The organism is Candidatus Methylomirabilis limnetica, from assembly GCF_003044035.1.
Classification (GTDB): Bacteria; Methylomirabilota; Methylomirabilia; order Methylomirabilales; family Methylomirabilaceae; genus Methylomirabilis; species Methylomirabilis limnetica.
Map to the genome: position 1 here is coordinate 73,820 of NZ_NVQC01000017.1, position 12,902 is coordinate 86,721.

General features: G+C 60.7%; 12 protein-coding genes. All 12 read left to right on the plus strand.

What is annotated here, in order from left to right; genetic code table 11:
- Positions 1-21: 21 nt before the first annotated feature.
- The 12 genes from shc (at position 22) to CLG94_RS13000 (ending at position 12,895) form a co-directional block, all read left to right on the plus strand.
- On the plus strand, positions 22-1,974 hold the full coding sequence (gene shc / locus CLG94_RS05635; protein ID WP_107561886.1) for a squalene--hopene cyclase: 1,953 nt from the start codon (positions 22-24) through the stop codon (positions 1,972-1,974).
- Entirely contained in the window at positions 1,946-2,764 is an 819-nt protein-coding gene (locus CLG94_RS05640) for a 5'-methylthioadenosine/S-adenosylhomocysteine nucleosidase family protein (protein ID WP_107561887.1), read from the plus strand. The genes shc and CLG94_RS05640 overlap by 29 nt, the downstream gene beginning before the upstream one ends.
- 115 nt (positions 2,765-2,879) lie before the next feature.
- Positions 2,880-4,091, plus strand: coding sequence for an efflux RND transporter periplasmic adaptor subunit (locus CLG94_RS05645; RefSeq protein ID WP_107561888.1), 1,212 nt, complete (start codon positions 2,880-2,882; stop codon positions 4,089-4,091).
- A 19-nt stretch (positions 4,092-4,110) separates the two neighbouring features.
- Positions 4,111-4,833: an ABC transporter ATP-binding protein gene (locus tag CLG94_RS05650; RefSeq protein WP_107561889.1), complete on the plus strand. Its 723-nt coding sequence runs from the start codon at positions 4,111-4,113 to the stop codon at positions 4,831-4,833.
- A gap of 7 nt (positions 4,834-4,840) precedes the next feature.
- The gene (locus CLG94_RS05655; RefSeq protein ID WP_107561890.1) at positions 4,841-5,998 is read left to right on the plus strand and encodes an ABC transporter permease; all 1,158 of its coding nucleotides are present in this window, start codon (positions 4,841-4,843) and stop codon (positions 5,996-5,998) included.
- Positions 5,999-6,014: 16 nt separating this feature from the next.
- Positions 6,015-7,181 carry an ABC transporter permease gene (locus CLG94_RS05660; protein ID WP_107561891.1) on the plus strand — a complete coding sequence of 389 codons (1,167 nt, stop codon included), beginning with the start codon at positions 6,015-6,017 and terminating at the stop codon, positions 7,179-7,181.
- Between the two features lie 214 nt (positions 7,182-7,395).
- A complete protein-coding gene (locus CLG94_RS05665; RefSeq protein ID WP_107561892.1) occupies positions 7,396-7,974 on the plus strand; it encodes a YcbK family protein in 579 nt (192 codons plus the stop codon).
- Between the two features lie 131 nt (positions 7,975-8,105).
- The gene (locus CLG94_RS05670; protein WP_239993133.1) at positions 8,106-8,846 is read left to right on the plus strand and encodes a L,D-transpeptidase; all 741 of its coding nucleotides are present in this window, start codon (positions 8,106-8,108) and stop codon (positions 8,844-8,846) included.
- A gap of 511 nt (positions 8,847-9,357) precedes the next feature.
- The gene (locus CLG94_RS05680; RefSeq protein WP_107561895.1) at positions 9,358-10,845 is read left to right on the plus strand and encodes a DegQ family serine endoprotease; all 1,488 of its coding nucleotides are present in this window, start codon (positions 9,358-9,360) and stop codon (positions 10,843-10,845) included.
- A gap of 15 nt (positions 10,846-10,860) precedes the next feature.
- Complete coding sequence (locus tag CLG94_RS05685; protein ID WP_107561896.1) at positions 10,861-11,502, plus strand: radical SAM protein; 642 nt, start codon at positions 10,861-10,863, stop codon at positions 11,500-11,502.
- Entirely contained in the window at positions 11,502-12,236 is a 735-nt protein-coding gene (queC, locus tag CLG94_RS05690) for a 7-cyano-7-deazaguanine synthase QueC (RefSeq protein ID WP_239993135.1), read from the plus strand. The genes CLG94_RS05685 and queC overlap by 1 nt, the downstream gene beginning before the upstream one ends.
- A gap of 332 nt (positions 12,237-12,568) precedes the next feature.
- Positions 12,569-12,895, plus strand: coding sequence for a hypothetical protein (locus CLG94_RS13000; RefSeq protein WP_133174650.1), 327 nt, complete (start codon positions 12,569-12,571; stop codon positions 12,893-12,895).
- Positions 12,896-12,902: the final 7 nt, after the last annotated feature.

Consider the following 12,902-nt stretch of genomic DNA (forward strand, 5'->3'; position numbering starts at 1 on the left):
GAAAGAGATTGGCAAATTGAGATGATGAGGACCGACCCTCGGGCCGACAGGGGCCCGCTTGACGAGGCGATCGAACAGGCCCGGTCTCGGCTCCTGGCCATGCAAGATCCTGCAGGCTTCTGGGTGGCGGAGTTGGAGGCCGACTCCACACTCACCTCCGAGTACATCATGCTCCGCTACCTGCTCGGCAAGGTGGACAAGACCAAGCAGCGTAAGGCCGCAGCCTACCTACTCGACACGCAACTGCCCGATGGCGGCTGGAACCTCTATCATGGCGGGTCAAGCCACCTGAGCACCACGGTCAAGGCCTATTTTGCGCTCAAGCTCTGCGGCCACTCCAGTGAGGAGCCGTTCATGCGACGAGCCCGAGAGGTGATTCTTGAGCAGGGCGGCCTCACGCAGGCCAACGTCTTCACCAGGTTTGCTCTCGCCCTCTTTGGCCAGTTTGATTGGCACGACGTCCCGGCCATGCCCATCGAACTGTTCCTCCTGCCCAAGCATTCGTTTTTCAATATGCATGAGATCTCCTACTGGTCCAGGACCGTGCTCACCCCTTTGATGATTATCTTTGCCCATAAGCCGGTGACACCGGTCCCGGCCGGGGCTGATCTCATGGAGCTTCGTGTGGAGCCCAGGCCGAAGCATGCCGACTGGTTTCCTGGAGATTCAAGGCTGTTTTCGAAGCGAAACCTTTTCCTGGCCGCCGACCGGCTGCTCCACTGGTATGAGTGGCGTCCAATCTCATTCCTCCGCCAGGCGGCAATGGAGCGGGCCACGGCTTGGATGCTTAGACGAATGGGGGAAGGCGGCCTTGGCGGGATCTATCCGGCAATGGCGAACTCGATCATCGCGCTTCGCTGTCTGGGCTATGAGGTCGAGCACTCTTTGGTGGCCAGTGCCTTCAAGCAGATCGAAGCGCTTGAAGTAGAAGACGATCGTACCCTTCACGTGCAGCCATGTCTCTCCCCTATCTGGGATACCTGCCTGGCGGTGAATGCACTTGCCGCATCGGGACTCCCCGCCGACCACTCCACCCTGGTCAGCGCATGCGAATGGCTCCTCTCGAAACAGACCCGAAGCGTAGGGGATTGGAAGGTAAAGGCTCCGGACGCCGAGCCAGGCGGCTGGTACTTTCAGTTCGAAAACGAGTTTTACCCGGATGTCGACGACAGTGCGGTAGTGATGACCGCCCTGATTAAGACCATTCTCCCCAATCAGGCGGCGAAAGGTGCAGCGCTCGATCAGGCCCTCAGGTGGGTCCTCCCGATGCAGTCAAGTGATGGAGGCTGGGCAGCATACGACAAAGATAACAACAAGCTGTTCCTGAACGAGCTCCTCGTCGCCGACCACAAGGCACTGCTCGATCCGTCCACGGCGGATCTGACCGGACGGATGATCGAGATGCTTGGCCACCTGGGTTGGACCCGCACAACCCCCGCGGCTCAGCGCGCTATCGCATTCCTCAAACGGGAGCAGGAGCCTGAAGGGTGCTGGTTTGGTCGATGGGGAGTCAATTACATCTACGGGACCTGGGCGGTTCTGGCGGGCCTTCAAGCCATCGGAGAGCCGATGGACCAGCCGTACATCCGGCGAGCCGTTGACTGGCTCGTCGACCACCAGAACCCCGACGGTGGATGGGGCGAATCGTGCCATTCTTACGAGGATCCACAAACAGCCGGCCAGGGCCCAAGTACCCCTTCGCAAACCGCCTGGGCGCTCTTGGGGCTCTTACACGCGGGCTGCGTACAGCATTCCGCGGTGAGAAACGGCATCGACTATCTCCTCCGGACCCAGTGCGCGGATGGCGGATGGGAGGAACAAGAATTCACCGGAACGGGATTCCCCCGCGTCTTTTATCTTCGGTATCATCTCTACCGTCTCTACTTTCCGCTCTGGGCCCTTTCCATGTATCGCACCCTTCTCCAGAAGGCCGCCTCCGGCCACAATGAAGACGGCGCGACCCTCTCGGGCTAGCCGGGTCCGCGGCGCGCCACTCGCCATCTTCGTGGCGACTCAGGCAGAGTTGAGGCCCATCGCCACGGCCTTGCAGCCGCCTAGCCGATCAATATATCGATCGAACTCGATGATCCGGGTTGGGATAGAGGGCCGCGATCTCCTGCTGGCCAATACCGGAGTGGGACCGGACAACGCCGAAGCCGCTGCCCGCCACCTCTTTGAAGAGATGCCTGTCACCGCCGCCTTGTCGCTCGGAGTCGCAGGCGGACTGAGCCCTCAGTTACAGACAGGGGATCTGATTGTGGGAGACCGGGCGATCCTTCGCCGCGGCTCAGGACAGGTCTTGCACGGGGAGAAGGGATCGGGATCGCAGAGCTTCCCGTGCGATTCCGGCTTGCAGGAGGCGGCCATAACCGTTATCCGCCGATCGGGTAGTCGGTACTATCTCGGCCCAATCCTTACCGTCGATAGGATTGTTCGGACGGCAGAGGAGAAGTGCCTACTGGCGGCGGAGTCAGGTGCCGTGGCCCTGGATATGGAGAGCGCAGCCATCGCGTCTGCGGCCTTGGCGTATTCTGTCCCCTTCCTGGCTATTCGTGGCGTCCTCGATCCGGTCCATGAAGATCTCGCGATCGACTTCGATCAGTTTCTCGGCATAGAGGGGGAACCAAATCTACCCCGATTGATGCGATATCTGATCGCACATCCGTTTACCCTTCCTCGCCTGATCGGACTGGGTATTCGGACCAAGGCGGTCTGCGCTCGTCTCGGTCGACTGCTGCATGAGCTCTCAACCACCCTCAGCTGAGCCGTTGAGGTCCGTCCTCGTTCTGCAACGTCCTACCGATACAGGTAGGCTGCGGACGGCAGGGAGGCGAGTACCTGCATCCGTCCTTCGTGGCGCGCTTCTCCGGAGGTGTGTCTTGGATAGTCCCGATCTCTCGAAGTTGAGCATCGACCGAACTGCGGCCCGCATACCGCGCGCGCGCCGACGGCTGTGGCCTTGGGCGGTGGGCCTCGTCCTGTTGGTCGCTACGGCAGTACTCGGATTCTCCGGCGGCCTCGGCGGTTCTGTGACGGTGGAGACCGCCTCGGTCACGACCGCGTATCCGTCACAGGCGGTGACCGTGCTGAACGCTACAGGCTACGTCGTCGCACAGCGCAAGGCCGCGGTGGCGTCAAAGGCGACGGGACGCCTCGAATGGCTCGGCGTGATGGAAGGTAGCCGCGTCAAGAAGGACGAGATCATCGCGCGGATTGAAAGCCGCGACGTCGCAGCGGGCCGCGAGCAGGCGGCGGCGAGCGTTAAGGTCGCCGAGGCGAACCTCGAGCAGGCACAGGCCGAGCTGCGCGACGCCGAACGTAACTTGACGCGTTGGCGTGAGCTGTCCCAGAACAAGCTTATCAGCGAATTGGAGCTCGACACCGCGATAGCGCGGGCCGACAAGGCGAGCGCGGCGGTGCGGTCGAGTGATGCCGCCATCGCGGTCGCTCGGGCGAACCTGAAGGTGGCGGACGTCTCGTTCGACCAGACACTGATCCGCGCGCCGTTCAACGGGGTAGTGCTCACCAAGAACGCGAACGTCGGCGACAATATCACCCCGTTCTCGAGCGCTGTCGATACCAAGGGCGCGGTTCTAACCATGGCCGATATGTCGACGCTCGAAGTAGAGGCGGACGTGGCGGAGTCCTCGCTCAGCCGGATCAAGGTCAACCAGCCGTGTGAGATTCAGCTCGACGCCGTGCCCGACACACGCTTTGCCGGCATGGTGAACCGCATCGTTCCGACCATCGATCGCGCGAAGGCGACGGTGATGGTAAAGATCGGATTCGTGGACCGCGACGCGCGCCTACTGCCCGACATGAGTGCCAAGGTCGCGTTCCTCGAGCGCGAGGTCGCACCGGCCGATCGGAAGCCGGTCACCGCCGTCCCGAGGCAGGCGATCGTCGAGCGCGACGGCGCGAAGGTCGTCTTTGTCCTGAAAGACGGCAGGGCGATACGCACCAAGATCGAGACCGGCCGCGCGCTCGGTGATCTGGTCGAGGTGAGCGGCGTCCCGGCAGGGGAGAAGGTCGTCCTCAAGCCCCTCGATAAGCTCGCCGACGGGACGCGCATCAAGATGAACAAGAAGTGACGGCGAGAGGCGATCGATAGTGCAGGAGACCGTCGCTCCGCTGCCACTGATCGACATCCGCAACGTCGCGAAGTCCTACTGGCGCGGCGGACAGATCGTACCGGTGTTGACCGACATCACCCTCGAGGTGCACGCGGGCGACTTCCTAGGCCTGATGGGCCCATCGGGCTCGGGCAAGTCGACACTGCTCAATCTGATCGCCGGTATCGACAAGCCCGACGCCGGACAGATCCTCTTCGACGGCGTCGACATCACCCGGCTGTCGGAGACCGCGCTCGCAGACTGGCGCGCGGGCACGGTCGGCTTCATCTTCCAGTTCTACAACCTGATACCGGTCCTGACAGCCTTCGAGAACGTCGAACTGCCGCTCACGCTGACGCGCCTCACCCGCCGCGAGCGGCGCGAGCACGTGGAAGCGGCGCTCGCGCTCGTCGGTCTGTCGGATCGTATGCCGCACTATCCATCGGAGCTCTCCGGTGGGCAGCAGCAGCGTGTCGCAATCGCGCGCGCGATCATTACCGACCCGCGGCTGATCGTAGCCGACGAGCCGACCGGCGACCTCGACCGCCACTCGGCCGAGGAGGTGCTCAAACTCATGGACCGCCTGAGCACCGACCTCGGCAAGACGATCGTGATGGTCACGCACGACCGGCGCGCCGCAGACCAGGCCCATGCGATCATGTATCTCGACAAGGGCGAGCTGTCGACGGCGGTCGATGTACACGAGCAGTCGCTGAGGTGATCGCCCGGTGCAGTTCCTGAAGCTCATCCTCCGCAACGCGCTGCGCCACAGGCTGCGCACTGCGCTCACGCTGCTCGGGCTGGTCGTGGCGATCCTGTCGTTCGGGCTGCTGCAGACGATCGTGAGCGCGTGGTACGCCGGCGCGGAGGGCGCGGCGCCGACGCGGCTCGTAACGCGCAACGCGATCTCGCTCGTCTTCGCGCTACCGCTCAGCTATCGCGACCAGATCCGCGCCGTCGACGGCGTACGCTCCGTCTCGCATGCGACTTGGTTCGCCGGCATCTATCAGGACCCCAAGAACTTCTTCCCGCAGTTCGCCATCGAACCGCGCACCTATTTGGCCATGTACCCTGAGTACCTCGTAGCGCCGCAGGAGTTCGCCGCCTTTCTGCGCGACCGCAAGGGCGCCGTCATCGGTCGCAAGCTCGCCGGCACATACCACCTCAAGGTCGGAGACGTGCTGCCGCTGCGCGGGACGATCTATCCCGGCACCTGGGAGTTTACGGTGCGCACCATCTACGACGGTGTCGATGCGAAGACCGATACCTCGCAGATGTTCTTCCACTGGGAGTATCTCACCGAGACGATGAAGAAGCGCTCCCGCAGTCACGCCGATCAAGTCGGCGTCTATGTCGTCGACGTCGCGGATGCCGACCGCGTGGCCGAAGTGAGCTACGCAATCGATGCGCTGTTCAAAAACTCGCTCGCCGAGACGCTGACCGAAACCGAGCGCGCGTTTCAGATCGGCTTCGTCAAGCAGACCGAGGCGCTTGTCGTCGCGATCCAGATCGTATCCTACATCGTAATCGTCATCATCCTCGCGGTGATGGCGAACACAATGGCGATGACCGCCCGTGAGCGGCTCGGCGAGTACGCGACGCTCAAAGTCCTCGGGTTCTCACCCGTCTACATCGCGGCGCTCATCCTCGGCGAATCGGTCGCGATCGCCGCGATCGGAGCGGCAATAGGCATCGCGCTGACGTTCCCGGTAAGCGACTGGTTCGCAGCGCAGGTGGGCACACTGTTCCCAGTGTTCAAGGTGAGCGGCCAGACCGTTATGCTGCAGGTCCTCTGCGCGCTCGGAGTCGGCGTCGTTGCGGCGATTGTGCCAGGGCGGCGGGCGGCGACGGTAAAGATAGCGGAGGGGCTACGCGCGATCCGGTGATCGCGGAGGCGCACCCATGCCGATTCCCATTGCGTATAGTGTACGTAACCTCTGGGCTCGTAAGTTTACCACCGCGCTTACCGCGGGTGGGATGGCGCTCGTCGTCTTTGTATTCACCGCAGTGATGATGCTCGATGCCGGACTCAAGAAAACGCTCGTGGCGACCGGACAGCCCAACAACATCCTTGTCACGCGCCGCTCCTCCGGCACCGAGATTCAGAGCGGGGTCGCGCGCACGCAGGCGGCGATCATAGAGAGCCAGCCCGAGATCGCGATCGGTCCCGGCGGGGTGCGGATGGCGTCGAAGGAGGTGGTCGTGCTGATTACGCAGCCGAAGCGCAACACCGGGGTGCCGACCAACGTGACTGTGCGCGGGGTGGGCTTGCAGGGTCTCACCCTTCGCCCACAGATCCGGGTGATCTCCGGGCGGATGTTTCGGCCGGACAGCGCCGAGATCGCGGTAGGCAGGAGCATCGCCGAGCGCTTCAACGGCACGGGTATCGGTGAACGGCTGCGCTTTGGGGGCCGCGACTGGACGGTGGTCGGCGTATTCGACGCCGGCGGATCGGCGTTCGACTCCGAGGTGTGGGGCGACGGCGAGCAGATGATCCAGGCGTTCCGACGGACGGCGTTCTCGTCGGTCGCCGCACGCCTCGCTGACCCGTCGCGGTTCGACGCGCTGAAGCCGCGCCTCGAGTCCGACCCGCGGCTCACGCTCGACGTAAAGCGCGAGCAGACCTTCTACGAAGAGCAGTCGCAGGCTATGTCGAACTTCATCAGCTACCTCGGACTGACCCTTTCGGTCATCTTCTCGGTCGGCGCGATGATCGGCGCAATGATCACCATGTACGCTGCGGTGGCTACCCGCACGTCGGAGATCGGCGTACTGCGCGCGCTCGGGTTTCGGCGCGGCTCGATCCTTGTCGCGTTCCTCGTGGAGGCGCTCTTCCTCGGCCTCGCCGGATGGGTGGTAGGGCTGGCGCTCGCCTCGGCGATGCAACTCGTACAGATCTCGACGATGAACTGGCAATCGTTCTCGGAGCTCGCGTTCCGGTTCGCGCTTACGCCGGAGATCGTCTGGAAGTCGCTCGTATTCGCGCTCGCGATGGGACTGGCGGGCGGGTTCCTGCCCGCAGTTCGCGCAGCGCGCTTAAAGATCGTGGATGCGCTAAGGGCAGCTTAGAGCAAGAGCTGCGCTCACACCAGATGGTCCGTCCCGAAGGCGGGGTCGTTGGTCTGGGGACGTTCGCCCAAGACTCACCGTGTCAGGTTGCCCGATCCCTCCAGGATAATCATTCCGCTCCATTTTTCTGTTGACCCTCGCATGCTTTTTCTGTTAGCTTCTTGTGCGCTTCCCGGTACAATGGCCATTCGATCTGCAATCTGTCGAGGTCAGGATGTCAGAATCGGCTCATCAGCACTGGACACGAAGATCCTTCCTGAAAGCTTCTCTCGCTTCCGCCCTCTTGCTAGTCGGCAAGCCGGCGTGGGCGCAGGACTTGGCCGTCCCACCGGTCCCGGAGGGGAAAGAGGGGAAACTCTCCCTGTATAATACTCACAACCACGAGCGGCTGGAGGTCGCCTATCGGGACTCATCCGGCCAATATGACCCGGACGCATTGAGCGCCATTGACCATCTTCTTCGCTGCCATTATGCGAATCGGTCGACCAAGATGGATGTTCGGGTGATTGAGTTTTTGAATGCGCTGGATAAGCGATTGGGAGGGGACAACGAAATCCACGTCATATCGGGTTTCAGGTCGCCTGAGTATAATCGACTGCTGGCAAGAAAAGGGAGGCGGGGGGTGGCAAGACATAGCCTCCATCTGTCTGGTAGGGCCATAGATCTCCGCATCCCAGGGGTTAGCCCAAATGTGATCAAGAAGGCTGCGCTCGATATGAGATATGGTGGAGTGGGTTATTATCCCCGCAGGGGTTTTGTCCACCTGGATTCTGGGACATTCAGGCACTGGTAAGCCGCCGGTGTCGTTGGCGCACCTCCGTTGTAGTCTGTTTTCTCCTGTTCTCTGCACCCGATGATCTCTGGAGCGCAAGCTCCTCCGCACCCCCTGCCCGCTGTGCCATTCGGTACCCCAGTGATGCCAAGGTGGAATGGGAGTGCCAACGTCTGCGTGCCCGCGAGACGCTGGAAACCCTGTTCGGGAACCGGTGGGTGGATGTGGCCCGATTCAACCGGATCGACCGGCGCCATGCCTATCCCGGCATCTCTCTGAAGGTCCCCAAGCGTCTTGAAGACGTGATAGGCTTCACGCCGATGCCTCAGGAGTACCCCTTAGCAGCCAGCGAAGCCAAGTTTATCCTGATCGATCTCGCGGAGCAGTTCCTTGGAGCATATGAATATGGTCGGCTGTCGTTTTCGGCGCCAATTGCCACAGGCGATAAAAGTAACGAGACCCCGGCAGGCGAATTTACAATTACCGCAGCCCACCGGCGCCACCATTCATCCCTCTATACCATCGAGAAGACCAACATCCCGTATCCGATGAACTACGCCCTTCGATTCCATGTCAACAAGAAAGGCGTCGCTTTCTGGATTCATGGGCGTGATGTTCCCGGATATCCAGCCTCGCACGGCTGCATCGGACTATACGACGAACCGATGCAGAAAAAGCACTATGGATTCCCCCGCGAACCGATCCTTGAGGATGCCAGAACCCTCTACACATGGGTGCTGGCGCCTCTACCCGAGGATGAGAAGTATCGGCTCCTGGACAATGGGCCACGGATGCTGATTATCGGCCGAGCGCCGATTCCGCTGCGACGATCAAACCAGGACGGCGCACGCGTCCGGCCCGCCCCTCGAATCGCTCCCGAAACGATGCATTGAGAGGGAGCTTTATCGCTGCGCCCACCGGATCAGGGGAGCCTCTCACAGCCTGGCTAGCGTAGTGTTTCATAAATTCATCAACATTCCGTTCGTGGTGAGCCTGTCTAACCATGAGCGTAACACGTTGAAAAAGCTCGCCCTTCGACCCTTTGGCAGGCTCAGGGCCTAGGGTGAACGGCCCATGTAACCGTATTTATGAAACACTACACTAATATACTGCCCGGTAGTCCTATGACGCACGATCCACCGTCCCTTATTTCCTGTCGATCACGCTTTCACCACAGAAGAGAGCACTACCCATGCATGACAACTCTACTCTTGCAACCAGGGGGTATGTTGAATTTGAACAACGAGTCTGCTAAGCTGAGAGCAATAAAGATGGGGAGCGTTATGGCCGAATGCGGGAAGGTTCTACTAAACGCTCCCGCGTTTACCGTTACTAATATAAGGAACGTATCTGAGTTTGCCGAACGGGTAACGGATCAGGGCTACAGCATTACAGGGGGATACGATGCGTAATGGACGGTTTAACACCAGAACTTTGATAGCAGTGGCAGCGTCCTGCTTGATTCTTGGAGTACTTATCACGGCCTCTTTGAATCTAGTCCCGATCTCAAAGGCCACGACTGCGGGGTTTTGGACGGAACAACGAGAGAGCAGGGCGCTTAGTTCGAGTCAGACCTCAGATGGGAAGCTCTGGGTTCGGTTGGCGAAGGAGCTGACTCCCGCTGTGGTGAATATCAGCACCACTCAGGTGGTCAAGGGAAGGGGCATCTCTCCTCGCGGCCCTTTCGGTGAAGACGATCCATCCAACGAGTTCTTTAAACGGTACTTCGGTGAGAGTCCCCGGCAATTCAAGGCGACCAGCCTTGGATCCGGATTCATTATTAACAAAGACGGCTACATTCTGACGAATAACCACGTGGTCGAGAACGCCACGGACATTACCGTGAAGCTGGGTGACGGCCGAGAGTTCAAGGCGAAGCTGATCGGGAGGGATCCAAAGACTGATATCGCCCTCATCAAAATCGAGGTCTCCAGCCTGCCCGTGATCCCGTTTGGTGACTCGGATAAACTGGAGGTAGGCGAGCCGGTCATGGCGATTGGCAATCCATTCGGCCTGAGCCAGACGGTCACCACCGGTATCGTCAGCGCCAAAGGCCGGTTCATTGGCGAAGGCCCGTATGACAACTTTATCCAGACCGATGCCTCTATTAATCGGGGCAACAGCGGCGGCCCACTGATCAACACCAACGGTGAGGCGGTGGGAGTCAACACCGCCATACTCAGCCCAACAGGCGGTTCGATCGGGATCGGCTTTGCGATTCCTATCGCTATGATTAAGGAGGTTCTGCCGCAGCTCAAAGAGAGGGGGCAAGTCACCAGGGGGTGGCTTGGCGTGGCGATTCAACCGATTACCCCGGAGCTAGGCAAGAGATTCTCCCTCAAGCAGGCGAATGGCGCCCTGGTGTCGGATGTTATGGAGGGATCACCAGCCGAACACGCCGGGGTCAAACCAGGGGACGTCATTGTGGAGTTTGATGGCAAGAACGTCAAGTCCTCTACCGATCTGCCCCACATCGTCGCCAGTACCCCGGTGGGGAAAGATGTCGCTATGAAAGTCATCCGCGACGGGGCCGAACTCACGCTGCGGATCAAGGTTGGCGAGCTTAAAGAGGAGCAGATGGCGGCCATTACGCCGTCCTCTCCGAAAACGAAGCTGGGAATCGATATTCAGGAACTCAATCCGGCACTCTCCCGTAAGTTTGGAATTAAGGGTGAAAAAGGCGTTGTGGTCACAGAGGTTGAACCTGAGAGCCCCGGTGATGCGGCCGGGTTACAACCAGGAGATCTGATCCTGGAGATCAACCGTGTAAAGGTGACGACAGTGAACCAGGTCAAGCGGATTTTGGAGAAAACTAAGCCAGACGAGCCGACGCTACTTCTGATCAAGCGGGACGGTGGGACGCGGTATGTGGTGATCGGGGCCGACGGGTAGGTGGGTTGGGCGGTTATGAGTCTCCGCGTGAACGAGATCTTCTACAGCATCCAGGGGGAATCGACCTATGCCGGTCGGCCGTGTGTCTTTGTCCGCCTGACCGGGTGTAACCTGCGGTGCCGGTGGTGCGATACGGCCTACGCTTTCCACGAGGGCGAGTCGCGCTCGGTAGAGCAGGCACTGGAACAGGTACGGTCCTATAAGTGCCCATTGGTCGAGATCACTGGGGGGGAGCCGTTGTTGCAGGAAGATGTGTATCCTCTAATCAGTCGCTTGCTCCTTGAGGAATACGAAGTCCTGATCGAAACAGGGGGGAGCCTCAGCGTTGATCGCCTCGATCCCAGGGTGGTCAAGATCCTGGACCTTAAGGCCCCGGGGAGCGAGATGGACCCTCACAACAATTTTGATAACCTCCGGTATCTCGACAGGAAGGACCAGATCAAATTCGTCGTCGCGGATCGCCGGGACTACGAGTGGGCGAAGCAAGTGATGGCGGAGCATACCCTGGCCGAAAAGGTCCAGGTTCTCTTCTCCCCGGTGTTCGGCGAGTTACATCCTGGCGAGCTGGCGGAATGGCTCTTGGCTGATCGACTTGCCGCCAGACTCCAGATTCAACTTCATAAGTACCTTTGGGAGCCAAGTCGGCGGGGAGTGTAGTGAACCTGTCTGCGTGCAACGTACAGGCAGGCAAGCGTGCTGTCGTCCTGCTGAGCGGTGGACTCGACTCCGCAACAGCAGCCGCAATGGCAAAGGCCGAGGGGTATGCGCTTCATGCCCTCACCTTTCGCTACGGCCAGCGTCACGCGCGCGAGGTGGAGAGCGCGAAGAAGATCGCAGCCGCCCTTGGTGTCGTCCGGCACCTGATCCTTAAGCTTGATCTTCGGCAGATTGGCGGTTCAGCCCTGACCGCTGACATCCCGGTGCCAAAGGGCCGCGGGCTGGAGGAGATTGAGGCCGGCATCCCCGTCACCTACGTCCCTGCCCGTAACACCATCTTTCTCTCCCATGCGCTGGCTTGGGCGGAGGTGATCGGCTCTAAAGACATCGTGCTCGGGGTCAACGCGATCGACTATAGCGGGTACCCGGATTGTCGGCCGGAATACATCGCGGCCTTCGAGCAGATGGCGAACCTGGCGACGCAGGCCGGCGTTGAAGGCGGATCCAGGCTGACCATCCATACCCCGCTGATCCACTTTACCAAGGCCGAGATCGTCCGGCGAGGCGCTGCCCTTGGGGTAGATTTCGCGCTAACCTGGAGTTGCTACGACCCGACCCCGGATGGGCGGCCCTGTCGCGCCTGTGACAGTTGCATCCTGCGGGAGAAAGGCTTCGCCGAAGCCGGCCTCCTGGACCCTGGCCCTACTGCCTCTAAGCTGCCTTTTGAGCGGTAGTCCTCCTGGATTCATCGGTCTCCGTCCAAGCGATCGCTCATCCCAAGGACAGCGACAGGAGGGCCTGCTATTCACCATCCGGCTCATAGCATCCACCGTCTCCAAACAGATAGGGAAAAGAGTGGTGACCCGTTCGGGACTCGATCTAAATATTTGGTGCTCCGGCACCTCGATCTGACGATCCCCTTCTCGGGGAAGGTGGCGGCATAACCGATCCACCAGGCACCCGTCGAGGCTGTAGCCTCGCGACGGTCTTCTGCATCGTCTCCAGCCAACAACAGGCAAAGTGGACATTCCTCAAACGCTCGGCTTCCTCAGGCACCCAACTTATAATGACCTCATCTTCAATTAGCCTCGTGCAGATTACGGGGGTGTCATCTCCGTTCACGGAGATGACGACGGTGCGCGTGGCCTGCGACAAGCGGAGCAGCTCGAGCGCCGACTCCGGAACGACGAGGCAAAGCGACACGCCCGCTGCGTGGCAACCTAGCATGAATCCGTGCGCGGGGTTGCCGGCGGAACAGACCAGCAACGGCGCGCGATCGTTCGCCGGTAGCGACAGATACCGGGCCAGCGTGACTTGTGCCTCGAACTCCTTGAAGGAACGCGACGTGCGCCGCCATAATCCAAGCCGCGCCGCCTATCCGACGCTGCGATAGCAACAGG

Coding starts and splice junctions, on each gene's coding strand:
- CLG94_RS05660 (WP_107561891.1), top strand. CDS start 6,015: ATGCCGATTCCCATTGCGTATAGTGTACGTAACCTCTGGGCTCGTAAG.
- CLG94_RS05680 (WP_107561895.1), top strand. CDS start 9,358: ATGCGTAATGGACGGTTTAACACCAGAACTTTGATAGCAGTGGCAGCG.
- CLG94_RS05665 (WP_107561892.1), top strand. CDS start 7,396: ATGTCAGAATCGGCTCATCAGCACTGGACACGAAGATCCTTCCTGAAA.
- CLG94_RS05640 (WP_107561887.1), top strand. CDS start 1,946: ATGAAGACGGCGCGACCCTCTCGGGCTAGCCGGGTCCGCGGCGCGCCA.
- shc (WP_107561886.1), top strand. CDS start 22: ATGATGAGGACCGACCCTCGGGCCGACAGGGGCCCGCTTGACGAGGCG.
- CLG94_RS13000 (WP_133174650.1), top strand. CDS start 12,569: ATGACCTCATCTTCAATTAGCCTCGTGCAGATTACGGGGGTGTCATCT.
- CLG94_RS05685 (WP_107561896.1), top strand. CDS start 10,861: ATGAGTCTCCGCGTGAACGAGATCTTCTACAGCATCCAGGGGGAATCG.